General features: G+C 57.3%; 21 protein-coding genes. 15 read left to right on the top strand and 6 right to left on the bottom strand.

What is annotated here, in order from left to right:
- Positions 1–7: 7 nt before the first annotated feature.
- The 3 genes from Pla100_RS22570 to trpE all read right to left on the bottom strand — a co-directional run bounded on the left by Pla100_RS22570 (position 8) and on the right by trpE (position 4139).
- Positions 8–1975, bottom strand: coding sequence for a caspase family protein (locus Pla100_RS22570; RefSeq protein WP_146580443.1), 1968 nt, complete (start codon positions 1973–1975; stop codon positions 8–10).
- Between the two features lie 145 nt (positions 1976–2120).
- On the bottom strand, positions 2121–2621 hold the full coding sequence (locus tag Pla100_RS22565; RefSeq protein ID WP_146580441.1) for a four helix bundle protein: 501 nt from the start codon (positions 2619–2621) through the stop codon (positions 2121–2123).
- 12 nt (positions 2622–2633) lie between these two features.
- Positions 2634–4139, bottom strand: coding sequence for an anthranilate synthase component I (trpE, locus tag Pla100_RS22560; RefSeq protein ID WP_146580439.1), 1506 nt, complete (start codon positions 4137–4139; stop codon positions 2634–2636).
- Between the two features lie 367 nt (positions 4140–4506).
- Here trpE and Pla100_RS22555 point away from each other — a divergent pair, with 367 nt between their 5' ends.
- The 13 genes from Pla100_RS22555 to Pla100_RS22495 all read left to right on the top strand — a co-directional run bounded on the left by Pla100_RS22555 (position 4507) and on the right by Pla100_RS22495 (position 16190).
- Positions 4507–6279, top strand: coding sequence for a peptidylprolyl isomerase (locus Pla100_RS22555; protein WP_146580437.1), 1773 nt, complete (start codon positions 4507–4509; stop codon positions 6277–6279).
- A 744-nt stretch (positions 6280–7023) separates the two neighbouring features.
- A complete protein-coding gene (locus Pla100_RS22550) occupies positions 7024–7851 on the top strand; it encodes a DeoR/GlpR family DNA-binding transcription regulator (RefSeq protein ID WP_146580674.1) in 828 nt (275 codons plus the stop codon).
- 2 nt (positions 7852–7853) lie between these two features.
- Positions 7854–8591 carry a phosphate propanoyltransferase gene (gene pduL, locus Pla100_RS22545; protein ID WP_146580673.1) on the top strand — a complete coding sequence of 246 codons (738 nt, stop codon included), beginning with the start codon at positions 7854–7856 and terminating at the stop codon, positions 8589–8591.
- Positions 8592–8669: 78 nt separating this feature from the next.
- Positions 8670–8969: a BMC domain-containing protein gene (locus Pla100_RS22540; protein ID WP_146580435.1), complete on the top strand. Its 300-nt coding sequence runs from the start codon at positions 8670–8672 to the stop codon at positions 8967–8969.
- Between the two features lie 76 nt (positions 8970–9045).
- On the top strand, positions 9046–9315 hold the full coding sequence (locus Pla100_RS22535) for a BMC domain-containing protein (protein WP_146580433.1): 270 nt from the start codon (positions 9046–9048) through the stop codon (positions 9313–9315).
- Positions 9316–9363: 48 nt separating this feature from the next.
- Positions 9364–10605 (top strand): acetate/propionate family kinase, encoded by a 1242-nt coding sequence (locus tag Pla100_RS22530; RefSeq protein WP_146580431.1) that lies wholly within the window; start codon positions 9364–9366, stop codon positions 10603–10605.
- 107 nt (positions 10606–10712) lie between these two features.
- Positions 10713–11027 carry a EutN/CcmL family microcompartment protein gene (locus Pla100_RS22525; protein ID WP_146580429.1) on the top strand — a complete coding sequence of 105 codons (315 nt, stop codon included), beginning with the start codon at positions 10713–10715 and terminating at the stop codon, positions 11025–11027.
- A gap of 60 nt (positions 11028–11087) precedes the next feature.
- A complete protein-coding gene (locus Pla100_RS22520) occupies positions 11088–12527 on the top strand; it encodes an aldehyde dehydrogenase family protein (RefSeq protein WP_146580427.1) in 1440 nt (479 codons plus the stop codon).
- On the top strand, positions 12527–12781 hold the full coding sequence (locus Pla100_RS22515) for a EutN/CcmL family microcompartment protein (RefSeq protein WP_146580425.1): 255 nt from the start codon (positions 12527–12529) through the stop codon (positions 12779–12781). Before Pla100_RS22520 ends, Pla100_RS22515 begins: the two co-directional genes overlap by 1 nt.
- A 26-nt stretch (positions 12782–12807) precedes the next feature.
- The gene (locus Pla100_RS22510; protein ID WP_146580423.1) at positions 12808–13533 is read left to right on the top strand and encodes a hypothetical protein; all 726 of its coding nucleotides are present in this window, start codon (positions 12808–12810) and stop codon (positions 13531–13533) included.
- Positions 13530–13820 carry a EutN/CcmL family microcompartment protein gene (locus tag Pla100_RS22505; protein ID WP_146580421.1) on the top strand — a complete coding sequence of 97 codons (291 nt, stop codon included), beginning with the start codon at positions 13530–13532 and terminating at the stop codon, positions 13818–13820. The genes Pla100_RS22510 and Pla100_RS22505 overlap by 4 nt, the downstream gene beginning before the upstream one ends.
- A 195-nt stretch (positions 13821–14015) precedes the next feature.
- Positions 14016–14888, top strand: a complete 873-nt coding sequence (locus tag Pla100_RS22500) for a class II aldolase/adducin family protein (protein WP_146580419.1) — start codon at positions 14016–14018, stop codon at positions 14886–14888.
- A gap of 366 nt (positions 14889–15254) precedes the next feature.
- Positions 15255–16190 (top strand): lactate/malate dehydrogenase family protein, encoded by a 936-nt coding sequence (locus Pla100_RS22495; RefSeq protein WP_146580416.1) that lies wholly within the window; start codon positions 15255–15257, stop codon positions 16188–16190.
- 533 nt (positions 16191–16723) lie between these two features.
- On the opposite strand, the gene Pla100_RS22490 is transcribed toward Pla100_RS22495, so the two are convergent.
- A complete protein-coding gene (locus Pla100_RS22490; RefSeq protein ID WP_231603383.1) occupies positions 16724–17089 on the bottom strand; it encodes a diacylglycerol kinase in 366 nt (121 codons plus the stop codon).
- A complete protein-coding gene (locus tag Pla100_RS22485) occupies positions 17086–20241 on the bottom strand; it encodes an LPS-assembly protein LptD (protein WP_146580415.1) in 3156 nt (1051 codons plus the stop codon). The genes Pla100_RS22490 and Pla100_RS22485 overlap by 4 nt, the downstream gene beginning before the upstream one ends.
- A gap of 897 nt (positions 20242–21138) precedes the next feature.
- Here Pla100_RS22485 and Pla100_RS22480 point away from each other — a divergent pair.
- Entirely contained in the window at positions 21139–21558 is a 420-nt protein-coding gene (locus tag Pla100_RS22480) for a hypothetical protein (protein WP_146580413.1), read from the top strand.
- Between the two features lie 164 nt (positions 21559–21722).
- On the opposite strand, the gene Pla100_RS22475 is transcribed toward Pla100_RS22480, so the two are convergent.
- The gene (locus Pla100_RS22475; protein WP_197168158.1) at positions 21723–23234 is read right to left on the bottom strand and encodes a 3-keto-disaccharide hydrolase; all 1512 of its coding nucleotides are present in this window, start codon (positions 23232–23234) and stop codon (positions 21723–21725) included.
- A gap of 145 nt (positions 23235–23379) precedes the next feature.
- Between Pla100_RS22475 and uvrA the strand changes: the two genes are divergently transcribed.
- Entirely contained in the window at positions 23380–26310 is a 2931-nt protein-coding gene (gene uvrA, locus Pla100_RS22470; RefSeq protein ID WP_146580411.1) for an excinuclease ABC subunit UvrA, read from the top strand.
- Positions 26311–26558 lie beyond the last annotated feature (248 nt).

The raw sequence follows: 26558 nt of genomic DNA, 5'->3' as shown, positions 1-26558 counted from the left end.
GGTTGTATCAACGTGAACTGCGGATTCCGCCGTGATTGTAATCGTGGAGTCGCTGTCGGCGTTGCTGCCGGATTTGCTCGTTCGCACGATTCAGTGCCGCGTGGTCGGCACCAGGTCGCCATTTCGCTCGCTCGTTGGCGTCGATCAGCTTTTGAGATTCCGCTAACGTCATGTTGTAGACATTCGACGAGCCGCTGGCGCTACTGCCCCGATTGGGCGTGCTCGTACTTTGCTTTGGAGGGACGTAGCTGTTCGTTCCTTGCGGAACGTAGCTGGATCGCTGTTGAGGAACGTTAGTGGGTTGATTCGATGCCGCCGCAGGGCCGTAGCCTTGGTAATTGGGAATCACACCGCCGCTGGAAGCGGCGAGGTTGGACTGGGCCGGCACGTAGGTTGTCGGGGAGCCAACCGTTATGCGGCTGGGGGATGCCTGCGGGACTGATTGGATCGCCGAAGAGTTCCAAGACTGCGACGGCTGAGACACCTCTGACTTGACGATCTGCGGCTCCGAAGACGCAACCTTCTCAGGCTCGGCCAGCGACGTCAGCTTGACATGGCCGCGTCGGCTGGCGTCATTGCCAACCGAATAAACCGAAATCCAGGGGCCGTTGATTTCCCGCACTTCGACGACTTGGCCTTGCCTCAGCGTTCCGACCGACTGCGACCCATCCATCAATTCGGTTTGATTGATGCGGATCGGCAAAAACATACTTGCTTGGCCGACCGCGAGCGTGTCTTCCAACGCCATCTTGATGTCTTCGACGCGGCAGCGAGCCATGCAGGCGATCGCCCGGCCACGCCGTGCGGCGTCCTTGTCCGAAGGCGTTGCCCGACTGTGATTCAGAACCGTGGTGTACGTCCCGATCGCGTTTTGAAATTCATGGTTGTCTTCGTATAAGCGAGCTTGCTGGAGAAGCAACAGACAGAACGAGTCCTTGGGTTCGGGCATCATCGCTGGAGTCGGCGAAGTGGTCGTGGACGATGCCACGGTAGAAAGCAATGGACTCGTGGCGGGTTGCTTGGGCAGTGAGACGGTCTGTTCGGATTCATTGGCGTTGGCGGGCGGAATCAAACAAACGTCGTCCATCGAATCGTCGAGCGCCGACCACGGCGATTGTTCGATCGACCTTCTGAGCTTTTGTGCCGTTCGCGTGATCAGGTGCCGCAGATACAGACCATCGGTGTTCGGCTCCGCGATCACTTCCAAGAACTTTTCGACGTAGGGGGAATTTTGACCCGCGCCGTCCGAGGCCGTCTCGCCTTCGGCGGTGGAGTACGCGATCACCATGTTCTTGCGGCTACCCGAAAGACCCGCGAGCCCGCGGCGAATTTCACCCCGGTTGAGCGACCAACTGCGGGTAAAGGGGTTGTCTCGGCAACAGTCCAAGATCACACATTTCGTTTTGCTGCGCGAGTCGCCGAGCAGGTCCAAAACCATGTTCAATGACAAAGTTCGATGTGGCACTTTGGCGGCCTCGGTGATTCGAGCACCGATGGGGATCAAGTAGTTTTGCATGTCGACCTGAACGCCGTGACCGGCATAAAACAACATCGCCAAACTATCCTCGGGAAGCTCGACGGCGAACCGTGTCACCGCCTCGTCCATTTGTTCCAAATCAGCGTCTTCGATCCGCGTGACTTGAAATCCGATCGCGGCTAATGCTTGGTCCAACGCTCGCACATCATTGATCGGATTGCGAAGCGCACTGGATTGATAGGCGCTATTGCCGATCAGTAATGCGTGCCGGGACGTGGCGGGCGACGCGTCGAGTCCGTTCCTGAAGGATCGGTTCGCCGGCGATAAGACCACGTCGTTTGACTGTGGTTCCAAGCTCATCGTGCGGCTGATTTCCGCTTCCGAGCCAATCGGCGCGGGCGTCACACGACTGCCCTGATCTTGCCCACCGGCGGGCCCGATGCCGAAACCAAGCGTCAAGCTCAGCAGCCACAGACGCAAAAGAAACGAACGATGCATGGTAATTCCCTCAAGTGGCCGACAAACCCTCCGCACCCCCCGAAGGATATTGGCAGCAGGCCACCAGGTCAATGGTTGATGGGAATTTGTGAAGAGTGAAGAGTGAAGAGTGAAGAGTGAAGAGTGAAGAGTGGAGAGTGGAGAGCTAAACGTTCGGTGGCGGGTTGAGGAGTGCTTCTTGATCGATGTGGATGGGTTCGTTTGCGAAGTGATAGGCAACTTCGGTTTCTTTCAATTTTGTTGAATGTTTTGCTTGTGCTTTTTCGCTGAACTGGCACCATTGGTTCGATTGCGATTGCATGGCAACGAGCATGCAAATGATCTGTTCGTAATAGTCGGTCGCGGCATCGGCGGTTTCGTTATCGAGGTACCCGTGTGCCGCTGCGTAGTCGATCCACACTTGCGTTTCGGCAGCCTCGCCTTCGGACGTGCTCAAAGCATTGCAGAAAGATTTTTCGTAACGGCGTTTCCTCCAAGCTTCGGCGATATTCGCACTCACGCTCCGCGATGATCGTCGAACCTGATCCGTCAATGAATACATTTCCTCACGCGGAAAACTCTTGGAAAGCTCGAATATCCGTTTTCCCGCAGTAAAAGACTTCTGATACACAATCAAGTCTCGATGCCCCCGCACTAAACTCACCATTCACCCCCACTCTTAACTCTTAACTCTCGCAATCGTCCACTCGATCGCCGCGATCAACGCCCGGGCCTTGTTGAGCGTTTCCTCATACTCCATGTCCGGGTCGCTGTCGGCGACGACGCCGCACCCGGCTTGGACGTGGTAGGTGTTGTCTTGGAAAACGATCGTCCGCAAAGCCAAACAAGTATCCATGTTGCCGCGATAGTCGATGTACCCGACCGCGCCGCCGTAGGGGCCACGACGGTGCGGTTCGATCTCGTCGATGACTTCCATCGCCCGCACCTTCGGTGCTCCCGAAACGGTGCCGGCGGGCAAGCAAGCTTTGAGCGCGTCGAACGCGTCGAGACCCTCTCGCAAACGGCCGCGGACTTCGCTGCTGATGTGCATCACGTGGCTGTATCGTTCGATCACCATCACCTCGGGCAGTTCGATCGAACCAAACTCGGCGACCCTGCCGACGTCGTTGCGCCCCAAATCGACCAACATCACGTGTTCGGCTCGCTCTTTCGGATCGGACAGGAGATCCCTTTCCAACGCACGATCGGCTGCTTCGTTTTCACCCCGCTTGCGAGTCCCCGCGAGTGGACGGACCGTCACGACGCGATCTTTCACGCGGCACATGATCTCGGGGCTACACCCGACCAACACGCAATCAGGGCTGCGGACAAAGAACATAAACGGCGAAGGATTGACCACCCGCAATGAACGGTACACCGCGAACGGATCGACGTCACTGTGAACGGTCAACCTTTGGCTCGGAACGACTTGAAAGATGTCACCGGCCCGGATGTATTCGACGCATTTGCGGACCGCGTCACAAAACGATTCGCGTGTGAAGTTGGACTCGACCGTGAGCGGTTGACGCTGGTCGGCTTCGAGGATTTCTTCGACCGAGTGCGAGAACGGTTCGCTGAGTCTGGCGATCGTGCGGTCGACTTCGTCGCTGGCGATTTGGTAGGCCCGGTCCACGTCCCCGCCGGTCGAGTCGATATCACGGCAATCGGCTAGCGAAACGACCGTAATCGTTTTGTCGACATGATCAAACACGCACAGCGTGTGATAGAACGCGAAGTCCAAATCGGGCAGATTGCGATCGTCTTCGGTCGTGTCGGGGAGGTCCTCGACATAGCGTACGGTGTCGTAACCGGCGTACCCGATCGCCCCGCCGATGAAAGGCGGCAGTGAATCGAGCGTCGCGGTGCGATCGCGGAAGTTTTTGCGAAACTCGTCGAGTGGGTCGTCGCACTGCATTTCGGCCGTTTCGCCACTCAATAAATCGGTCCGCACGACCGTTTTTCCTTTGGCCGAGAACCGCGCCAACGGATGCGACCCCAAAAAGCTGTACCGGCCGACCTTCTCGCCGCCGATCACGCTCTCGATCAAGAATGCCGACTTTCCGTCATCGACCTGCATGAATGCCGTCACCGGCGTCAGTGCATCGGAGAGAAACCGCCGAAAAACGGGGACGAAATCAAAACGACGTGCCAAATCGGCAAACTCGTCAGGCAAAGGATGGTGCATGCGTGCGATGGAGTGAAAAAAGGCAAGTCGAGGAAGTGACCAGTTTGATCCGCGTTCCGCAAACCGGCAACCGTGCGATCAGGCGGCATAGCGGCTTGCTCAGAAAAGAGACTTGTTCAAACGGATCGATTTTCGGGTGGTTGGTTCGCTTTTTCGGGATGATTGGTCGTTGGTGGGTCATGCCGGGTCTACGCCGAAGCGGCTTCGACCCAGCCTACGTCGGTCATCGCCGCATGTGATTTTTCACTTTTAGGATTCGACTTGAGACAAAATGGAAATTTTTCTAAGGTTCGTTCCGAGTGACGCATCGTGATGGATCACGGAGTCGCCGCGTCGTCGAACCGCTCGGATAAAGGAGTGTCCGCTCATGTCGAATACCAAATCAAAATTGCTCGCTCTGCTTGCCGCCGTCATCGCCATCGGGGCTGGGTGGATGACGATGAACGTCCAAGCGGCCGAATCGTCTGTCGTGGCCGTCGTGAACGCTGATCCGATCAGCCGTGACGCCCTCGCCGATGCGGCGCTGCAACGCTACGGCGTTGACGTCCTCGACAACATGGTCAACCGGCACTTGATCATGCAGGAATGCAAACGTCGCGGGATCAACGTCACAGCCGAAGAGGTGCGAGCCGAAGTGCTCCGCGTGGCAAAGAAGTTTGGCCTGTCCCTTGATAGTTATCTGCAACTGCTCCGCGAAGAACGCGACATCACTCCCGACCAATACAGCCGCGAGATCATCTGGCCGATGCTCGCCTTGAGGGCGCTCGTATCCGATCGTGTCGAAGTCAGCCAAGACGAATTCAATCGAGCTTTCCTGTCGCAGTTCGGCGAAGCGGTCAAGTGCCGCATGATCATGCTTGGTGACCAAGCCAACGCGAGTCGACTGCAAGCTCAAGCCCAGGCCGATCCGGATAGCTTCGCCCGCCTGGCCAAAGAGTTCAGCGAAGACGAAACCAGTGCGAGCGTCGGCGGACTGATCCCGCCGATCCGCCGGTACATGGGCGACTCACGAATCGAAGAGGCCGTCTTCGCACTCAGCGACGGCGAGGTTTCTCCGGTACTGCAAATCGGCGACCAGTGGATGTTCTTGCAAGCGGTGCGACGCCTTCCAGCCAGCCACCCCAGCCCGCAAGCACTGCCGGCGATCAAGGAACAAATCAGTGACCGCATTCGCGACGAGAAAATGAAAACGGCGGCGGCCGAACTGTTCGACCAACTGCAAACCCAAGCCCAGGTCGTCAAAGTCCTCGGCGACGAGGCACTCACCAATCAGTACCCCGGAGTTGCCGCGATCATCAACGGGCAACAAATTTCGCTCGCCTCGGTCGCCGCCGAATGCGTCAAACGACACGGCGAAGGTGTCCTCGAAGGTGAGATCAATCGCAAGTTGCTCAACCAAGCACTCAAGACCGCCGGTAAAACCGTCGAACCGACCGACATCGAAAACGAGATCACTCGGGCCGCGATCAGCTACGGCTACGTCCGCAGCGACGGAAGCCCCGACACGCAAGCGTGGATGGAAAGCATCCTGGCACAAGGCAAAGCCACCCAAGACGTCTACGTCCAAGACGCCGTCTGGCCCAGTGTGGCGTTGAAGAAACTGGTCGAAGACAGCGTCCAGCTCACCCAGGAAGATCTGCAGCAGGGTTTCGCGTCCGCGTTCGGCCCTCGAGCCGAAGTCCTCGCGATCGTGTTGTCGGACCAACGGACCGCACAGAAAGTATGGGAGATGGCTCGCGACAATCCGACCGACGCGTTCTTCGGACAGCTCGCCGAACAGTACAGTATCGAACCGACGTCATCGAGCAACTTCGGCAAGGTCCCACCGATTCGGCAATACGGCGGCCAGCCGGCGATCGAAAAGGAAGCCTTTGCGATGAAGCCGGGGGAACTCAGCGGCATCATCGCCACGGGTGATAAGTACATCATGCTGCGATGCCAAGGCTTCACCGAACCAATCGTCAGCGACTTCGAAGCGGTTCGTTCGGAACTCGAACGCGACCTCATCGAGAAGAAAACGAACCTGGCGATGAGCGTGAAGTTTGATCAACTCAAGCAAAGCGCGGAGATCGACAATTTCTTTGCAGCAAGCAAAGAAATGCCCCGCGTCGCCGCAGAAACCTCCACCACGCAGCGGTAGAGACTGCCGATCGGCATGAGGCATTGCTCGCAGTGAATTTGAAAGTAGCGAAACTGGCGGGCTTATGCTTTGGTCTGCATGGCAAGCCGAAGCGTTCGTTTTGAAGTTGAGCAAATTCCAGGTCAAGCGTACTGGTACTCAATGAAATGGTACTCGTACTCGAAACACACTATCGAGTACGAGTACGAGTACCGCCGAGGGCTGAGTACGAGTACTGGGTTTAATGCGAGTTCCCGGACCCTTGATTTGCATTGCGCAACTTCAAAAAATCGCTAGCTAGTGCTTTGTCTAGATTCAACTTTCGGGTTGGTAACATTAGCCGTTTGGGCGCTAGCCCCGGTTTTCGCGACGGAACCGTGGCTAGCGGTCTGTTGATTTAGTCCTCATCAAAACCCGAAGCGTGAGCGAGGGATACATACAAAGGACTTAATGGCGATGAATCCCTCGCTCACGCTTCGGGTTACGATTAAATCAACACGCCGCTAGCGCCAAAACGGCTAATCCTAAAATTAAAGTTGGACAAAGCACTAGGGTTTGCTGGCGCTCAATCCCTCGCTGACGCGTCAGGTTACGATTAAGTCAACGGGTCGTGACACGCTAGATATCTCTCACTTCCTGGCGTTAAGATCGCATGGGATTCCGCTTAATTTACCTAAAACGCCAAATCGCTACTTGATTTTTCGATGAATGCAAGAATACTTGCAGCCATTGAAAGAAATCCTCCTCCTGGCGAGAAGTAGCATTTTGTCCACCGATTTGCGACGCGAGAAACTTCGCGAGCACGTCCAAGCCTCCGGGTTTGCGGCGCTCGGCGAACTCGCGTCGATGCTCGGGGTCAGTGAATCGACGATCCGCCGGGACCTCGAGACGCTCGAAGAAGCCGGCCAAGCCCGTCGGACCCACGGCGGGGTTTATTGGACGGGGCAATCCGACACGATCGGCGTTTTTCAATCGCGTCACGACGACGGTTGGCCTCGCAAACAAGCGATCGGGACGTTGGCGGAGACCTTCATCGACGACGGCGACACGATCCTGCTTGATGGCGGCAGCACGGTTTACGAACTCGCCCGGCGGATCATCCACCGGCCGCTGCAGGTGGTGACCAATTCGTTGCCGGTCGCGCACTTGCTTTCCACCAGCGATTCGATCGATCTGATCATGATCGGCGGTTGTGTTCGCGGTCGCACGTCGGTGACGATCGGACCGATGGCCGACGCGATGCTCGCCGATATCAACGTTTCCAAAACGTTCTTGTCGGTCGCCGGCGTGACCGAACGAGGCTTTTTCAACAGCGACATGATGTTGGTCGAAAGCGAAAAGGCGATGATCGCGGCTGCCGACCAAACGATCGTGTTGGCCGATCACACCAAGTTCGGAAAAGTTAGTTTGTCCCAAATATGCCGATTGCAGGACGTGGACCGGGTGGTGACCGACGACGGCCTGGATTCCCAGTGGAAACCATGGCTGGAATCTTCGGGGGTCGAATTATCGTTGGCTATCGCGACGCATCCTTCATCCACCACAACAAACTCATCCTCCATCCCCTCCAGTCAGGCCGATTCGGCCCCATGAATATGAGCACGACGATCGACCGTTCCCACATCGAAGCTCTGGTCCGCAAGGCGATTGCCGAAGCCGGTGGCTTGGCATCGTCCTCCGGCGCACAGCCTGGTAAACCAGCGGTCGCCCCGCTCGGTTGGGTCGACGGCAAGCCGAATTTGCGAGTGAGCATTTCGGCCCGGCATTGTCACCTGACCGACGAGCACGTGGAAATTCTCTTTGGCCCAGGCAGCGTGCTCGAACCGGACAAGGATTTGTATCAAGACGGCTTTTACGCGGCCAAGCAAACCGTGATGGTGGTCGGTCCGCGGCGCCGCATGTTGCCCAACGTTCGAGTGCTCGGTCCGACGCGGCCGTTCAGTCAGCTCGAGTTGGCCTTCACCGATTCGATCTCGTTGGGCATTGACGCTCCGGTTCGTCATAGCGGCAAGATCGACGGCACGCCCGGCTGCGTGCTCGTCGGGCCCGCCGGCAGCGTGCAGCTCGACCAAGGCGTCATTCGGGCCGCCCGGCACGTTCACATGAACGACCATGACGCGGCTTATTACGGCGTCGCCAACGGCGACATGATGCAATTGGTCATCAAAAGTCATGATTGTTCGGTCACGTTCGACGACGTTCTTGTCCGCGCCGACAAGGCCGCCAAGCTTGAAGTTCACATTGATACCGACGAAGGCAACGCGTGCCATTTGGACGCGGCTTCGGAAGTGATCTTGCAAAAGATGCCGGGCGCCTGTGCGTGCGGACATTGATTCGATTTTCCCCTGTTTCCACTTCGCCGGTGAGAGCCGGCTTCCAGTTCGTTCCGTTTAAGAAAGGCATCCAGTTCGATGGCAAAAATTAGTGAAGCGCTCGGCATGATCGAGACCAAAGGCTTTGTCGCCATGGTCGAAGCGTCCGACGCGATGATGAAGGCCGCCAATGTTCAATTCCTTGGTTGGGACAAGGTCGGCGCGGGTCTCGCGGCCGTCTTCGTTACCGGCGATGTCGCCGCCGTCAAAGCGGCCACCGACGCCGGAGCCGCTGCGGCGGGCCGGATCGGCGAAGTCGTTAGTGTTCAAGTCATTCCTCGCCCGCACGGCGACTTGGAAAAGGTCTTGAAGTTCCCATCGGCGGCTCCCAAGAAATAGTCCCGCCAACCCATTCCGTTTAGCCCGGTTGGCTCACCCCGTCCTCCCAAAACTACCTGTTTAGAAAGCAAAACCAATGAATGATGCAATCGGATTGATTGAAACCAAGGGACTGTTGCCCCTCGTCGAAGCCACCGACGCGATGGCCAAGGCGGCCAACGTCCAAATCGTCAAACGCGTCGACCTCGGTGGCGGACTCGTCACGACCGTCGTCAGCGGTGACGTCGGCAGCGTCCGCGCCGCCGTCGAAGCCGGTGCCGCCGCCGCAGCCGCTTCGGGCGAACTCGTCAGCAGCCACATCATCCCTCGCCCGGCCGAAGGTTTGATGGGCGCTTACTTCAGCTAAGCACGAAAACGCCCCCACGAATTCACTCCTCACTCACGGAAGATCCTTATGCTCATCCTCGTTGCGAATCTGGGTTCGACCAGTTTCAAATACAAGTTGCTCGACGTCAGCGGTGATTTAACCGCCGACGTTCGGCCCGATGACCGCGTGCTCGCACGGGGTGCGGTCGAACGTATCGGCGACGCCTCTACGAGTCGTTGCGAAGTCACGATCGGTGACTACCACCACGTCTCGGAGATGCCCGTTCCCGATCATGGTGTCGCCGTGCAAGCGTGTTTGGATCAATTGACCGATCCTGAACACGGGTGCTTGAAGGATGCCGCCGAGGTTTCCGCGATCGGTTTCAAAGCCGTGCACGGGGGACGAAAGAGTGGGACGTTTTTAGTCGATGATGAAGTCCTCGAAGCGATGGCGGAAATGAACGCGGCCGCGCCCGCGCACAATCCTCCCTACATCGCCGCGATGACGTTGTTGCGAGAACGTTTCCCGAACCTGCCGTTGGTCGCCGCTTTTGAAACGGAATTTCACGATACGATTCCTGAGGCACGTCGCGCTTACGCGACCCCGCCGGGATGGCGTGAAAACTACCAAGTTCAAAAATGGGGCTTTCACGGATCGAGCCACCGCTACATCGCCGAACGCGCCGCCGAATTGCTCGGCCGAACCGATGCACGAATCATCTCGTGTCATTTGGGCGGCAGCAGTTCGTTGACCGCGATTCAAAACGGTCACAGCGTGATGACGACGATGGGCATGACGCCGCAAACCGGATTACCGCAAAACAACCGGGTCGGCGATTTCGATCCGTTTGCCTTACCGTTGTTGATGCAACGCAGCGGCAAGTCGCTCGACGAATTGCTCGGCGAGTTGGCGAGCCAAGGCGGACTCAAAGGCATCAGTGAAAAGAGTGGAGACTTACGTGATATCGAATCGGCGGCCGCGTCGGGAGATGCCAAATCGCAACTCGCCCTGGACGTGTACGTCGAAGAAATTCGCCGTCACATGGGCGGTATGATCGTCGCGATGGGTGGTGTCGATGCGATCGTCTTTACCGGCGGCATCGGCGAAAACTCCGACGTCGTTCGATCGGCGGTGTGTAAGAACCTCGGTTCGCTAGGCATTGAACTCGACGAACAACGCAATTCGAACCATCGCGGAAGTCTTCCTCCGGAGAACGCAAACAAGGGCGAAGGCTACCTGCAAACCGAAAACAGCCGAACGCAAATTTGGGTCATACCGACCAACGAAGAATGGATCGTCGCCAAACGCACGCTTGGCGTGCTTAGCTAGATAGCGATTAGCTTTTGGCTATTAGCTTTTGAAATGCCGGGTCTTCGCCGAAGCGGCTTCGACCCAGCCTACTCTTAACTCTTAACTCTTAACTCTTAACTTCCACCATGTTCCTAGCCCGTGTCACCGGATCGGTTGTTAGCACTCAGAAGGTGCCGACAATGACCGGTCATAAGTTGTTGATCGTGGAGCCCTATCGGCTCGACACGGACGCTCGCGACCGTTTGGTCACGACGGGGCGAACTTTCATCACCGTCGACACGCTCGGTGCGGGCGAGGGTGATCTGGTGTTGGTCTGCCAAGGAAGCTCCGCTCGGCTGACACCGGAAACCAAAACGTTGCCCATCGATGCGGTGATCACCGGCATCGTGGACAGTGTTCATGTTGAGAAAAAAGCGGTCTATGACCGCAACGAAGACTAACCCCCGTCTTTAAATACATCGCCGCAAAAATCCCCGCTTATCTTTGATCGAGTTTCCAAGATGCAATTTGACGAATCCCTTATCCGCAACGTGGTCGCTCAGGTGTTGTCCGAGGTCGGTCCATTGCCGATGGCCGGCAAGACGCCGTTAGCCAAACACGTGGCCCCCGGTGCCGGACGCAACGGAGTCTTCACCGACGTCAACGAAGCCGTCGCGGCCGCCAAACATGCTCACGAAGAACTGCGCCGACGAAGCATGGAAGAACGTAAGCAAGTGATCGACATCATCCGTCGCATCAGCATCGATCAATGCGAAGAGCTCGGATTGATGGAGATGCGAGAGACCGGCGTGGGACGTCCCGAACATAAAATTGAAAAGCTGCGAACGCTCGGCATGTTGTCGCCCGGTGTCGAGATGCTCGAAACGAAAGCCTTCAGCGGCGATCATGGAATCGCGCTCATCGAACGTGCCCCGTTCGGCGTCATCGCGGCGATCACCCCGGTGACCCACAGCCTGCCGACGATCACCGGCAACGCGGTCAGCATGATCGCCGGCGGTAACTCGATCGTCGTCAACCCGCACCCGTCGGGCAAGAAGGTCGCCGCCGAAGGCGTCCGTCGATTCAACGAAGCGATTGCCGCCGAAGTCGGGATCGACAATTTGATTTGCGTGATCGCCGAACCGACGCTTGAGTCGGCCGACGCGCTGTTCACGCACCGCGATGTGGCGTTGATTTGCGTCACCGGTGGTCCCGCCGTCGGTCGCGCGGCTCTTCGCAGTGGTAAGCGAGCGATTGTCGCCGGCCCGGGCAATCCGCCCGTCGTGATCGACGAAACGGCTGATTTGGATAACGCCGCTAAGTGCATCATTCAGGGGGCTGCCTACGACAACAACCTGTTGTGCATCGCCGAGAAGGAAGTGTTCGTCGTCGATTCGGTGTTCGACGAAATGATGGCCGCGATGCGTCGCGCCGGAGCCTTGCAACTCGACGCGACTCAAATCGCCAAATTGACTTCCCAAGCCATCGTCAAGGTCGGTGACGATCAACACGATGCCGCCGCCAAGGAGTTCATCGGCCAAGACGCCGCCGTGCTGGCCCGCGCCGCCGGGGCTCACGCTCCTGAAGGATGTGAGTTGGTCTTCGGTGAAACCGACGAGCATCACCCGTTCGTGACCGTCGAGCAGATGATGCCGTTCGTACCCTTCGTTCGGGCTCGCAACGTCGATCACGCGATCGCCATGGCCAAGCATTACGAACACGGGTTCCGGCACACCGCGATCATTCACTCCCGCAACGTTTCCAACATGACCAAGATGGGCCGCGAACTCGACACGACGCTATTCATCAAGAACGGCCCATCGATGGCGAGTTTGGGACTCGGCGGCGAGGGATATCTGTCGTTCTCGATCGCCGGCCCGACCGGCGAAGGCGTCACCAACCCGAACACGTTCACACGTGAACGTCGATGCAGCATGATCGACGAACTGCGAGTCGTCTGATGCAAACGGCGAAAGTCATCGGTCACGCTCGGGCGACCACGAAACACGACTCTTTGATCGGTCGCCGATTGGTGATCGTTCAACCGGTCGGTGTGGACAACGCCACCGATGGACCGCCTTTACTCGTTTTGGACTCGCTGGGATGTCGCTCCGGTGATTTCGTCATGATCACCAGCGACGGAACCGCCGTTCGCGACATCACCGGCGTCGACAACTGCCCCGCACGCTGGAGTGTGTGCGGCCTCATCGACTAATCATTTCACCACACGTTTTGTCCCCCATGAATTCCAGTTTGCAACCCACCGCCGAACGATCGGAGATTGACATCGAGTCGATCGTCCGTCGGGTGATGCATGAATTTCAAAAGGGGCCCGGGCAATCGATCGTTGGCGACGCAGCGAATCCTTCCAAAACGAACGATTTTTCATTGGATCAACGTCTGATCACGCTCGAAGACATCAAAGCCATTCCGGCGGGCGTTGAGAAGATTCAGGTTCCGGCAGCCACTGTGGTGACACCGTCAGTCCGAGACGAACTCCGACACAGGGGCATCACCTTGTTGCGCGGCGATTCATCGACTCATCGACCCGATTCCGAACGGTCGGCTGTTCGGCGAACCTCCCATACTCCAAGTCGGTCGCCCTATCGACGTGTCCGCTTGATGAACGACGAGACCATCGACGCGGGCATATTCGCCGCGTTTGAAAAACAAGTCGCCGTCCGCGGGATCCGTGTGTGCGATCAAGCCGGGGTCACGGTGATGACATCGGCCCGACCGGCGGTTGCCGTTTATCGCAGTATCGCCGCCAGCACGTCGGCGGTCTTGATCAATCGTTTGGACGATGTCGATCGATTCAAGCTTGAGCTTCGCCCGACCGTTTATGTGCTCGACTCGCAGCACTTGAACTTGACCGCGATGGTCAATGCCGTCGTGCAGATCGCTCGCCGATCCGAGCAACCAATTTCAACTCGTCCCGCCGTGACGGTCGCCGGAGGCCAACGATGAAAATGGCCCGAGTGATCGGCAACGCGACGTTATCGCGAATGCATCCCACCCTGCACGCCTCGCGGCTTCGCTGCGTCGAGATCATCGAGTCGGTCGGAGACGTCGAGAACCTGCAACCCGGCGGTGATCTGATCGTCGCTTGGGATTTGTGCGGTTCGAGCGTGGGCGATCTGGTTGCTTTGGCAGAGGGTCCCGAAGCCGCAGCACCCTTTAAACCGGACGTTAAACCGATCGATGCGTCCATCGTTGCCATTTTGGATTATTACGAAATGACCAACCCTGATTAGTTTTGATTTTCAACGACACGATGATCCCTGGCTTGCGCGTTTTGAAGTTGCACTTTCTTCGTAACCCGCTGCGTAAGCGAGGGATAATTGATATTGGCTGATCCCTCGCTCACGCTTCGGGTTGCGATTCCATCTCCGAGCCGTAACGCGTCGAGCTACTAAAAACCAACACCTCCCCTTAATACGAGTTTCAACATGGAAAACCTGCACAAGATCAAACAAGACATGTGCGACATCGGGCGTCGCATCTACAACCGGCAATTCGCCGCCGCCAACGATGGGAACATTACCGTTCGCGTTAGCGAGAACGAAGTGCTGTGCACGCCGACGCTGCATTGCAAAGGTTTCTTAAAGCCTGATGACATCTCGCTCGTTGATATGACCGGAAAGCAATTGTCCGGGCGGAAGAAACGCTCCAGCGAAGCGTTGCTGCACCTGGAAATCTACAAGCAACGTGAAGACATCCGCAGCGTTGTTCACTGTCACCCGCCGCACGCGACCGCGTTCGCGATCGCGCGGGAGCCGATCCCCCAGTGCATTCTGCCTGAAGTCGAAGTGTTCTTAGGCGACGTGCCGATCACCAAGTATGAGACCCCCGGCGGCCAAGCGTTCGCCGATACGATCATTCCTTACGTCAATAAAACCAACGTGATGATTCTGGCCAACCACGGCACGGTGTCGTACGGCGAAAGCGTCGAGCAAGCGTACTGGTGGACGGAGATCTTGGATTCGTATTGCCGCATGCTGATGTTGGCCAAACAACTCGGCAACGTGTCGTTCTTGGACGAACAAAAATCACGTGAGCTTTTGGATCTGAAGGACAAGTGGGGATACAAAGACCCACGCAACACCGAAGACTACAAGGATTGCGACATTTGCGCCAACGATATCTTCCGCGATTCGTGGGCGGATACCGGAGTCGAGCGTCGTGCGTTCCCCGCGCCGCCACCGATCAAGTCGACCGGTGATGCCGCAAGCAACGGCAAACCGAACGCACTAGCAGGTGTCGATGAAGCCGCGTTGGTCAAAGCGATCACCGACGAAGTCCTGCGGCAAATGGGCAAGTAGAAGAAATTTGCTATTAGCTTTTGGCTATTGGCTATTGGCTTTTGGACTCCCTTGTTACAAGCCCGACGCGCGAGCGAGTGGATTCGTGCCATTTACCGATACACACATAGGCCCCTCGCTTGCGCGTTTTGAAGTTGCGCTTTTTTCGTAACCCGCTGCGTAAGCGAGGGATAATTGATATTGACTCATCCCTCGCTCACGCTTCGGGTTACTAAAAGCCAATACCACAGGCAAAATCGCAACTTCAAAACTTGCGCGTCGGGCTTGTATGAATGCGGCTTTGCCGCATTACGAATGACTCACCCACCAATCTTCCTTCGGCTGTTAGCCAAACGCTAATAGCCAATCGCTTCAAGGCTATACCCTATGAAAGTTTCCATCATCGGCGGCGGCGGCTTGGTCGGCTCGTGTGCCGCCTACGCGTTGCAGTGCGGCGGTCTGGCTAATGAGATCGCACTCTTGGACGTCAACGAAGAACTCGCCGTCGGACATGCACTTGATTTGCAGCATGGTTCGCCCAGCATCGCCAACCAGGTTTTCGCCGGTGGCGGTTACGAGCACATTCCGACATCGGACATTATCTGCATCACGGCGGGATTGCGTCGCAAGCCGGACGAATCACGACTCGACCTGATCAATCGCAACACAGACTTGTTCGTCGAGATCCTTCGCAACGTGAAAGCGGCCGGCCCCAAGCCGACGGCGATCGTGTTGGTCGTCAGCAACCCGGTCGACATCCTGACCTACGTCGCCGCCGACATGCTCGGACTTCCCCAACAGCAGGTCATCGGGTTGGGAACGCAGTTGGACACGATCCGATTTTGTTCGTTGATCGCACAAGAGCTCGGGGCACCGCCGACGCAAACGAAGGCGTTGATCTTGGGCGAGCACGGGGAAACAATGGTTCCGATTTGGAGCAGTGCCACGATCGCGGGCTTGCCGCTGGACAAGTACCCTGGATGGAATCCGAACTTGGCCGGGGCTTTGTTCACGCGGACTCGCGGAAGCGGTGCCGAAGTGATCAAGCGAAAAGGCGGAGCCGGTTTTGCCGTCGGCGTCGCGATCCGAGATTGCATTGATGCGATTATTTTGGACACCCATTCCGTTTTACCGGTCAGCAGCATCCAAAACGGTTGCTACGGAATTCGCGATGTCGCCCTGAGTGTTCCGACGGTGCTCGGACGCACGGGCGTGCAGGCGACCATGGAGATTGATTTATGGCCGAAGGAAGTCCAAGGTTTGCGTCAAAGCGGCGCGGCACTTCGCAAGACCCTGGATACCGTCATGCAGCGAGTGGGGTGATTCTTCGAAATTCGGTTCACGCATACTTCTCACGCCGCTCGACGGGACTAGACTATGCCCAGGCGAACATCTGACGACAGCTTTTTGCGAGTTCGTTCTGGTCTTATAATTGCTGTTCGACGAGCTCGTTAGGCGACTGAATAGCGTCGACGAAATCTGAAAACCGGGGCTAACGTCCATCGGCTGATTGATGAATTTGGTTTGTGGATTGACTCTCGGTTAATCGATCGTCGCTCTAGTTTTCAAATCGGTTCTCTGGTTTCCAAGTCGGTTCTCTGGTTTCCAAGTCGGTTCTCTGGGTCTTGCGTCCAGACGGGGTGCACAGGGGTAATGGGATTAGCATGTAACGGCTGCGTGTTTCAGCGTTCCTGGCACTCCTTCTGGCCGCAAGACGTTTTGCCAATCGTAACCCGAAGCGTGAGCGAGGGATGGAATCGTCAATCGTAACCCGAAGCGTGAGCGAGGGATGGAATCAAATCCCTCGCTCACGCTTCGGGTTACCATGGTCAGTTTTTTCTGAACAAGATTCCGTACTAGCAAAGCGTGTAACCAATCACCAAGCCCACGATGGCGGCCGTGACCGATGCCACTAAGACTGCGGCGGCGGCGATGTCGAGCACGCGGCCGATTCTTGGGTCCGCATCGGGGTGCAACACTCGGACGAGTTCTTCGATTGCCGTGTTGAACAGTTCAGCCGTCAACACGCCGCCGATCGAGAGGATTAAGACGCACCACTGCCAAGGTTGGACGTTCAACGTGATCGCGGCGGCGATAACCAAGATCGCCATGACGCCGTGGACATGAAAGCTGTTGTGCATCCGCACCGCCTCCACCAGCCCGGTGAAAGCGACGCGAAACTTCTGGTGCCATCGGGAGCGATTCGACGGCGTGCTCATCATTCGATCCCTTCGAGTCCCGGCGGTGGAATGTACTGACCGCCCAAACGTCCGAGTTGGCCTGATTGCAAGAAGCGTGGTTCGATCATGAACCCGAAACTGGTGTTGTCGCGACCACCGTCGACGCGCGCACCGATCTGCACCAGGAACGATTCGCCAATGCGAGTCAAGCCGAAGGTTTGTCCGACATTGCCGGCTTCACCAAAGTCATAGGTATTCCCGGCCGAGATAATCCATTTCTCATTGAGTCGATGGTCCACACTCGTTCGCAGTACCGTACTGCTGATGGGGCCTTCGAGTGACAGCAAACCGACGTACAAATCACCGACTCCGGGGCGACTGGTTCGCAGTCCCGCGCTGATGGACCGTAATCCATCGTCAAAGAAATCAAAGTAGCCGTCACTGAGCAACGTCACGCGATCGCCAAGGTTGTATTGAGCGTCAAAGACGGTCGGGCCCAGGGTTTCAGCGAAATTATCACGATCGGCTTCGGGGAACAGAATTGTTTCTAGATCGAAACGGAATAGATCCACGATCCGTTCCAAACCAGGCAGTCCTCGTTTGGTTTGGAAGCGATGCTTCATTCCCAAACGTACCTGTTGCAGGTCGTCGACGATCGTATCGCTCGGGCTAGTCACCAGTCGCTGGATTCCTTGCCGGTACGCGTAGCTGCGAGGGTCAAATCGATCAGGCAGATTCCCACCAAAGGTGTCGAAAATAAAGAATCGACGGAATTCTTCTTGGGCGTTGTCGTCGAGCGGATCGTAGTACGGCAGTTGCTCATACGATGTGTCGCTGTCGGCATAGAAATACTCGGCCGATAGATCGATCTTGTGCGCCAGTCCGCGGATGTTCAGCAGGCTGCTTTGGATCATCGGATCGATCCGCGACAACGGCAAGTTGGCACGAACACCGCCGCCGCCCCACAATCGTGTGAGACTGTCGCCGTTGATGTCTTCGCCATAGTGTGCCGCCTCGCCGATCGCGAACGGCACGACCTTCACAGGACCGGTTTGTAGCGGCATCGAGATTTCTTGGCGCGTGCGAGTCACGATGCCTTCGGCAGGGACCTCGCCGGGCAACGTAGCGGTGGTCGCAGCGATCACCGGGTCGATCGGTTTGTCAGCCGGATTGAGTCGTTGGTAGCCGACTTCGTTGTGCATCGACCAAGTGAACAGGTTGCCCAGCGGGGCGCCGCCGAGGGCGTAGTGCTCGAGCGTCGGCAGTCGTTCGGTCTCTTGAAAGAAATCGTTGATTTGAACGTTCAGGTTCAAATCGTAAAGTTGCGAACCGGCGTACTTTCGCAATCGCAATCCGGTCGTGCGGTCTTTGTCGCGGTCCCATTCCTCCTCGAAAAATTGCTCGAGGAAGTTGCGATCACTCAGATAGCCGATCTCGGCGATGAACTCCCAATCGTTGGGAAGATAGTGCCGGTGCCGTAACGTCGTGCGACCGCGAATGTCTTCCTCGGGCGTGAGTCCTCGACGGCCATTCCCCAGGACATCCAAGCCGGAGTCGTCGATCAAATAGCTATCGTAAGTTCCGTTGACCGGTCCGGGGTATCCGAACAGGCTTGGCAACGAGTACGTCGTCCGCGTCCCGATGGCGGGACCACGTTCACTCAGGTAGTCCGTTAAGAGAATGGATTCGACGCCTGCGGGCGGATTGGTCAAGCCGAGCAGTTGAAACAAGTCCCATTCCAAGAGCACCTGCGTGCCAAAGATGTCGTCGTTCTTGATATCCGCGCCGGTCAGGTAGAACGTCGGCTTTCGTAGTGGGGTCGTGAACCGAGGCCAATACAAAACGGGAACGCCCGCGAGGTAAACGAAGTTGCCACCGCTGGAGACATACGGCTCGGTGTCTTGATAGACCAAACCGGAGATCGGGTCCTGTTTCGCAACCGGTCGCTGGGTCAGTTGCAATTGATTGCTTTGCAGCCAATATCGAGGCACGCCGATGCGGCTGCTCGTCACGGCGGCATTGGATGCCAGATATTGCCCGCGGGCGACCTGACGCATTTGTTCGGCTTTGACTCGAACGGTGCCTTGATAAGTCGGGATGGTCGTGATCGCTTCGGCATCGAGCACGATCCCCACCTCGCGGGTCGCGTTGTAGTACATCGCTTCGGCGTAAATGATCCGATCGCCTTGACGGAACACGATATCGCCTTCGAGATACATCTCGCCTTCGGCGGCCGACAAATCGGTGGCTCCTGATAGAACGTTTCCCAGCGGCGGCAACCACGCGACGATCCGGTCGGCTGATAACGACACCGTTCCCAGCGCCATAGTTTGGCCATCGGGTGACAAGACGCTGACGTCGCGGACCAACACCGTGATCCCACCACGACCGACCACGATCATCTCGTTCTTTTCAACGTTCGTGATCGTTTCGAATTGAGAAATTTGAGTCTGACCTCGTGAGAGCAGTTCCAAACTTCGCGACCCGCCCCCGACGAGGAATTGCCAGCCACCGGTCGTGCCTCCATCTTCGGTGATGATGGGCGGATCGGGGAGTGGTCGGACAGGAGAGGACAGAGACGACGACGGCGTTGGCGGAGGGGCGATGTTTGGCGACGATGACGTTGCTGGTGGCGACCCTTGGGGTGAATAGCTGGTGATCGGCTCTTCGAAGACGGGCGATTCCAACACCATCCCTCCCGGCGGCAAGGTCATCGGCGACTCGACATATTGCACCGCTCGAATGTTCGACGATTCCGCTTGCCGGCCCGTCTGTTCCGTCGAGGAATCATTGGCATCCGAAACAACGTCCAAAAGCGACCACCAACGATCGGGCACGTCGGTCCGGCCGCGATAGTTGTCCGCTTCAATGCTTGGCGGTTCGGACATTTTTAAATGGGCTACGATCGGCTCGCGAGTCTTTTGAGCGGATCCGACTCTGACTTGGTCCATCAATAGATGCACGTCGAGCGAACTTCCATGCCCGTCGACGACGATGAAAACACTGGTCGCGAGAAAGCGTTTGCCTTGATGTGACAACGCACAATCGCCGGTCACCAACGTACAATCTTGTCCGCCATTTGGATGTTGCCAACGATGCACGGTGGTGCCACGCACAGTCATCGCGTCCGTCTTATCGAGCGAATTGAGTTCTTGCGCTTGCGTCTTGATTGCGTTCCCGCAGATCAGCGTCATCGACCCGCCAACGATGAACAAAACCACAACAAGGACGTCTCTTATCGTTGCGGACAAAATGGCAAACTTCGTGCGTCGACGCGCAGCAGCAAGCCCCGAGAAAGCGATCCATTTTTTTCGCGTGCTCGAGGGAGATGAATCGGCGGGGGAGGTCGGAGCGGCCAAAAAGGCGACTTGAGACGGGAAATAACTGGGAAAACACAAAACTTCCATTGAGGCGAAATCTCAGATTTCGCCACACGAAAGCACACTACGAAAGCCGAGGGCGGGTCCACAAGGCAAATTTCTCTCGACCCGTCGGACGTTTCCTGCGTAGAATGCAAACATGACCAAGTCACCCACCTTCCGCCGCCGCTCCATGAAAGGTCTTCACCGATCTCTCGTGGGGCCGGCGCGCTTCGGGGCTGCGATTTTGGCCAGCTTGGCGATTTGCGTCTGGCCGGTTTGGGCGGGAACTTGTTGCTGTCGCGCTTCGGCAGCTTCCCAGATCGCCTCCGACCTGCCGCCCTGTTGCCAAGCAACGCACAGCGATGCACAGGCCAGCGTTTCCGATCCGGCGTGTTGCTCTCTCGCGCACGTGGAGTGTTCCACTTGCGATGGCGTGAAACACGAATGTCCCTGTGAAGTCCGAGACCAGAATCTCGATCGCTGGGTGGGCACCCGTGTGTTGCCCGACGAAGCACCAGAGTTGGGACAAGACTCGGTGGGCTTAACGGGTCAAGCGGACTTCGAACTTCCGTCGCTGGTCCCCCCATCTTTCCTTCTAGCGTATGACGATCAGCCGTTTTCATTATCGGCGATCGACCGCTGCGCGCTGCTTTGCCGTTGGTTGAATTAACGGACACTCGTTTCCCCGACGAGTGTTTTGTTTTTTAGATTTACCAACCAATGGAAAGAATGATGTTACGTACCACGATGACTTTGGCTTCGATCGCGATCGTTGCCGTTTTGGCTGTTTTCCTCGCTCGCGGCAATTCGACGGCAAACGCCTCGCCCGATACCGCCGCCGCTTCGGTTTGTCCCTGCGGTCAATGCGAAGCAGGATGTGGTTGTTGCCTCGATGCCGAGTGCACTTGCGAGACCTGCGAATGCGATGCCTGCGACACCTGTCGCGCCGGCGTTGCGGCTAGCGAGCCCGCTTGTTGCACGGCGAAGACCGCTTGCTGTGCGGATAAGCTGACGACCGCTGTTGCCGCAAGCGAATGTGCTTGCGGACAGTGTGACGTCGGCTGCGAGTGCTGCTCGAGCGACGACGTCACTTGCGAAGACTGTAGCTGCGAAGAATGCGGCTGCGTCCTTTGCGAGTCGGCCGCGTAAGCGAAACCGTCTCCACGTAGGCTGGTCTTAACGTAGGCTGGGTCGAAGCCGCTTCGGCGGAGACCCGGCATGAGCTTGGTCAAACGAGATTTGTCCAAGCCGCCGCCGGGTGTGCGTCGCAGAGCCTCCTTCACCCAGCCTACTTTTAATCCTACTTTTTGCGTCTACTTTGCTTTGACGGGGAACTCGATTCCGCCGGTCAATCCGCGATCGATCACCCACACGTTTCGGAAGCGGACCGGGTCGTTGTGATCTTGGAACTTGGTCGGCAACAAGGTTAACGATTCGGGTTGGCCGTGTCCGGTCGGTCCGGGCAGACGTTGATTGTCTTGAACCTTGACCCCGTTGACCCACGTTGTCACGTGCGCGTCACGGAGTTTTTTTCCGTCGGCACCATAACGTGCGGCGGTGAAATGAACGTCATAAGTTTGCCACGCGAGGGGCGGCAGCGCCATGTTCACGTCGGCGGCCTTGTGGCGGTACAACGAACCCAAACCGTTGAAGACTCGGTCGGCTCCGAACGAATCGAGTACTTGGCACTCGTAACGGCTTTGAAGATACAGACCGCTATTCCCGCGAGCTTGGTCGAGGTACTTGGGCATGTGCGGGATTTTGAATTCCAGGTGCAAGTCGAAGTCGCTGAGCAGGAAGTTGATGTCCGCACCTTGACGCAACAAACCATGCGGCGTCATCTGTCCATTGATAAACGCGTCCGTTCCGGTGCCGTCAAACAACACCATCGCTCCTTCGGGTGCCTTCGCACCGAGCGTCGGGCTGATTCGTTGCTCGCGGGGCAATTCCGCAAGCGTGGCGCCTTCGGCGTTGATGATCTTGCATTGTTTCTCGCCTGCGAACATCGCCCAGGGACCACCCGAGAGAACTAACGTTTGGCCACTACGTCGACCGATTAAGACCATCATGCCGTCTTCGCTGAAGCCATCTTGGCCGGGCAATCCGCCGTGATAAGCTCGGGCTTCGAATTGCCCGTTGCCGAGAGCACGGATTTGAACACCAAGACGCTTTGTGTCTTTCGCGTCAGTTTTGAGTTCACCGACAAACTCGCCCACCAATCCGAAATCAATCGCCGCCGGACCATCGGTCGGAGGGGACAACCAAACGCCTTTGGATTCCCACTGGGCTACCAGTTCGGGGGCTTCGCTTGGCAGTTCGGGGGCTTCGCTGGGCGGGGCTGGCTTTTCCGCCTTCGCGGGTTTGTCCTCCGTTTTGGGTTTGTCGTCTGGTTTGGGCTTGTCGTCTGGTTTGGGCTTGTCGTCTGGTTTGGGCTTGTCGGTTTCCTTGCCGTCGGACGCCTTTGCGTCGGATTCCATTTTTTTCGGATCGGCGGACGGGTTTCCGGCGTCTGAGGCTGGTTTTTCAGCGGGTTTTTCGCCCTGTTTGGTCTTGCTTTCTTGCTTCGCCGGCGTCGGCTTCTCCGATTCTGTTATCTTGGTTTCTTGTTTCGCTTCTTGCTTCACCTCTGCTTCGGGCTTCGATTCGGCTTCGGGCTTCGTTTCGGCTTGCGGTTTTGCGGCGGCCGTTTCGGCTGCTTTTTTTGCGTCTTGGGCTGAAACCAGCGAACCTTGGCAACTGATTAACGCGATCGACAACGGCAGGGCCCAGCAAATGCTGCGAGAGAATACGGGCAAGCCGAACAGCGGGCGGGAAGGATGATTCATCGTGATGGTGCACTCGGGGAAGGGGTAGGTGGGAGACGTATTGTAGTTCAGAATGATTCAAAACATAGAAGTAGGCTCGGCCGCATCGCCGACGATGCCTGCCTCCCCCTCGCCTTCGGCCCATTCGCTCCCCATGCTTCCCTTGATGGATTCCTCCCCCACGAATTCCGCGCCGTCCGGTTCCGATCCCATCGCGGCCATTGAGGTGCGGGGGTGCCGCGTCAACAATCTCAAGAACGTCGATGTCGACGTTCCCCGGGGACGATTGGTGGTCGTTTGCGGTCGCTCCGGCAGCGGTAAGACGTCGTTGGCGTTGGACACGCTCTATGCCGAAGGCCAGCGTTGTTACATCGAGAGTTTTTCGGCTTACACGCGGCAGTACCTTGCCCGGCTTGAAAAGCCCGATTGCGATTCGATCGCGGGCATCCCACCGGCGATCGCGGTGACGCGGGCCTCGGCGGTCAAGAACAATCGCAGCACCGTGGCGACGGCGACTGAGATCGCCGAACATGTGCGGTTGTTGTTCGCCAAAGCATCGACGCTGACATGTTATTTGTGCGGCCGACCGGTTGAGATCGACAGCCCGCAAAGCATCGCGGCGGAACTCGCCGATTCAAAATCGCAAGTCAAGCGTGCAATCATCGCGTTCGAAGTTTGGTTGCCTGATCGAACGACCGCCAATGAAATCCTGTTGGGGCTGCAACAGGAAGGCTATCTGCGTTTGATCCTCAAGGGCGAGACCTTTCGGTTGTCCGATGAAGACCGTCGACCGCTGGCCAAACGTATCGGCAGTCGCGGCGCGTCCGCATGGGTTGTCGTGGACCGCTTGTCCGGTGATACCGATCTGGCTCGTTGGACCGAGTCTCTTGAAACGGCAATGGCCGAAGGCAACGGGCGAGCGATGGTGCTGATCGACACTGAAAATAATTCAACTTTCGACGGTTTACCCGTTGTACCGGTCGACGGCCGAGATCTGGTGCAACGAATGGTGAGCGATCGTCGCCGATGTGACCACTGCGACTTGGATTATCCAGAACCGGTCCCGCGTCTATTTAATTTCAATCATCCCCTCGGGGCGTGCTCGACTTGCGAAGGTTTCGGCGATGTGTTGCAAACGGACATGAGCCGCGTCGTTCCTGACCCGAGCAAGACGATCCGCGAAGGCGCGATCGCGCCTTGGAACACTCCGTCTTACCAACATGAACTCGAAGAGTTGTTGGCATTGGCGGACGATTACAACATTCCCGTTGACATTCCGTTCTCAAAACTCAATAAGACCGCTCTGAAAAAGATCCACGGTGGAGTTCCCCAACGTCGCTTCGGCGGGCTCGACGGCTTCTTTGCCTGGTTGGATCGCAAGAAGTACAAGCTCCACGTGCGTGTGTTTGCCGCTCGCTACCGGACTTACAAGACGTGTCCGGAATGTCACGGCAAACGATTCAAACCCGAAGCATTGGCTTACCGGGTTGCTGAAAAGAATATTGCCGACGTGCTCGCGATGCGATGCGATCAACTCGATCGTTTCTTGGAGACGTTGATGGCGTTTCAAGACGATGATGCCACGACGGTACGAGACGCACCGGCCGAATACACAAACGCTTCGACGCTCGACGAGCTACTCGCTTCGGCTCAACAACGTCAATTATCGATCGCCCGGGAACCGATACGCCAAATCCGAGATCGATTGCGGTATTTGCATTCAGTGGGGTTGGCGTATTTGCAACTCGATCGTCCCTTGCGAACCCTTTCGGGCGGCGAAACCCAGCGGATCGCGTTGACGTCGGCGCTCGGTAGTACGTTGACCGGGATGCTGTACGTGCTCGACGAACCGACGGCGGGATTGCATCAAGACGACGTCCGGCGTTTGATTCAAACGATTGTGCAACTTCGCGACCGTGGCAACACCGTCGTCGCCGTCGAACACAACGCCCAATTGATCGCCGCCGCCGATCAGGTCATCGAGGTCGGCCCCGATGCCGGTCACGGCGGTGGTGAGATCACGTTTCAGGGAACCCCCGATGAGTTGATCCAAGAGGAGGGTTCCTTGACCGGCGAGTTTTTGTCGGCGGGCATCACTGACGTGGTTGCCAAACGCTCGGTCCGGCCGCCGACGGCGATGTTGGAATTAGGGGGAGCGAGCGGGCACAATCTGAAAGACATCGATGTCGCGTTTCCACTGGGAACCTTATGCGTCGTGACCGGTCGCAGTGGCAGCGGCAAGAGTTCGCTGATTCACGATACTTTGTTCGGTGCCGTGTTGACCCGATTGGCAGAACGACGCGGTGAACCGGCCCCGACGAGCCTGGGGGATGTCTTGCCCTTTAAAAGCCTTCACGGCGTCGAGCGGATCGAGGATTGTTTGCTCGTCGATCAATCGCCGATCAGCCGCAGTCCACGCAGTTGCCCGGTGACGTTCGCGAAGGCGTTTGATGAAATTCGCAAAGCCTTCGCCGAGACCGTCGATGCCAGAATTCGAAATTTCAAGGCGGGGCATTTCAGTTTCAATTCGGCGGCGGGCCAGTGCGCGGCGTGCGAAGGCGCGGGCGTGCAAACGGTCGACATGCAGTTTCTCGCGGACGTTTCGATGCGTTGTCCCGAGTGTCGCGGGCGACGATATCGCGAGGAGGTCTTGCAGGTCCGTTATCGGGATCGCACGATCGCCGACGTACTCGAGATGACCGTCAAGGAAGCGTACGGCTTCTTTCGCACGATGCCCAAAGCCCAGGCTCGTTTGAAACGATTGATCGACGTCGGCTTGGACTACGTGATGTTGGGACAACCGGCGACGACGTTGTCCAGTGGCGAGGCGCAGCGTTTGAAACTCGCCGCGTTCTTAGCGGGATCGACGAGGAAACGAACGTTGTTCTTGATGGACGAACCGACGACGGGGTTGCACTTCGCCGACATTGTTCGCCTGATCGAATGTTTCAACGCGTTAATAGCGGACGGTCACTCGATGGTTGTGATCGAGCACCATCCGATGCTCATCGCGGCTGCGGATTGGATCATCGATATCGGCCCGGGCGCGGCGGACGAAGGCGGACGGGTCGTTTCGAGCGGTCCGCCGTCAGGGTAATGCCTTGTCACGCTTGAGACTTCCACTAGCGAAACTCGCCAAGAGTTTCGGTGCGGATCATCGACTACAATTGCATCGACGATCAGCCGTCGATAACCGTTTTCAACGCTTAGAAAATAACTGGCATAGGCTTCCAGCCTGGTATGTACCTAAGATAGCCAAAATCTATCCCTGGGGCAGTCTCAGTGCTCTCATTGAAGGAATCAGCTTCCGCCCTTCAATCGAGGAATTCTCTCATGGCAACCGCC

It is taken from the genome of Neorhodopirellula pilleata (assembly GCF_007859915.1).
GTDB classification, from domain to species: Bacteria; Planctomycetota; Planctomycetia; order Pirellulales; family Pirellulaceae; genus Rhodopirellula; species Rhodopirellula pilleata.
Note: the sequence above shows the minus strand (reverse complement) of the source record. Positions and strands in the feature narration are given on the sequence as shown.

Bases quoted from the DNA above. Each gene is read 5' to 3' on its own strand.
- Pla100_RS22555 (WP_146580437.1), top strand. From the start codon at position 4,507: ATGTCGAATACCAAATCAAAATTGCTCGCTCTGCTTGCCGCCGTCATC.
- Pla100_RS22570 (WP_146580443.1), bottom strand. From the start codon at position 1,975: ATGCATCGTTCGTTTCTTTTGCGTCTGTGGCTGCTGAGCTTGACGCTT.
- Pla100_RS22480 (WP_146580413.1), top strand. From the start codon at position 21,139: ATGATGTTACGTACCACGATGACTTTGGCTTCGATCGCGATCGTTGCC.
- Pla100_RS22565 (WP_146580441.1), bottom strand. From the start codon at position 2,621: ATGGTGAGTTTAGTGCGGGGGCATCGAGACTTGATTGTGTATCAGAAG.
- trpE (WP_146580439.1), bottom strand. From the start codon at position 4,139: ATGCACCATCCTTTGCCTGACGAGTTTGCCGATTTGGCACGTCGTTTT.
- Pla100_RS22505 (WP_146580421.1), top strand. From the start codon at position 13,530: ATGAAAATGGCCCGAGTGATCGGCAACGCGACGTTATCGCGAATGCAT.
- Pla100_RS22515 (WP_146580425.1), top strand. From the start codon at position 12,527: ATGCAAACGGCGAAAGTCATCGGTCACGCTCGGGCGACCACGAAACAC.
- Pla100_RS22475 (WP_197168158.1), bottom strand. From the start codon at position 23,234: ATGAATCATCCTTCCCGCCCGCTGTTCGGCTTGCCCGTATTCTCTCGC.
- Pla100_RS22510 (WP_146580423.1), top strand. From the start codon at position 12,808: ATGAATTCCAGTTTGCAACCCACCGCCGAACGATCGGAGATTGACATC.
- Pla100_RS22490 (WP_231603383.1), bottom strand. From the start codon at position 17,089: ATGATGAGCACGCCGTCGAATCGCTCCCGATGGCACCAGAAGTTTCGC.
- Pla100_RS22540 (WP_146580435.1), top strand. From the start codon at position 8,670: ATGGCAAAAATTAGTGAAGCGCTCGGCATGATCGAGACCAAAGGCTTT.
- Pla100_RS22500 (WP_146580419.1), top strand. From the start codon at position 14,016: ATGGAAAACCTGCACAAGATCAAACAAGACATGTGCGACATCGGGCGT.
- Pla100_RS22525 (WP_146580429.1), top strand. From the start codon at position 10,713: ATGTTCCTAGCCCGTGTCACCGGATCGGTTGTTAGCACTCAGAAGGTG.
- Pla100_RS22485 (WP_146580415.1), bottom strand. From the start codon at position 20,241: ATGACGCTGATCTGCGGGAACGCAATCAAGACGCAAGCGCAAGAACTC.
- Pla100_RS22530 (WP_146580431.1), top strand. From the start codon at position 9,364: ATGCTCATCCTCGTTGCGAATCTGGGTTCGACCAGTTTCAAATACAAG.
- Pla100_RS22520 (WP_146580427.1), top strand. From the start codon at position 11,088: ATGCAATTTGACGAATCCCTTATCCGCAACGTGGTCGCTCAGGTGTTG.
- Pla100_RS22495 (WP_146580416.1), top strand. From the start codon at position 15,255: ATGAAAGTTTCCATCATCGGCGGCGGCGGCTTGGTCGGCTCGTGTGCC.
- Pla100_RS22535 (WP_146580433.1), top strand. From the start codon at position 9,046: ATGAATGATGCAATCGGATTGATTGAAACCAAGGGACTGTTGCCCCTC.
- uvrA (WP_146580411.1), top strand. From the start codon at position 23,380: ATGGATTCCTCCCCCACGAATTCCGCGCCGTCCGGTTCCGATCCCATC.
- pduL (WP_146580673.1), top strand. From the start codon at position 7,854: ATGAGCACGACGATCGACCGTTCCCACATCGAAGCTCTGGTCCGCAAG.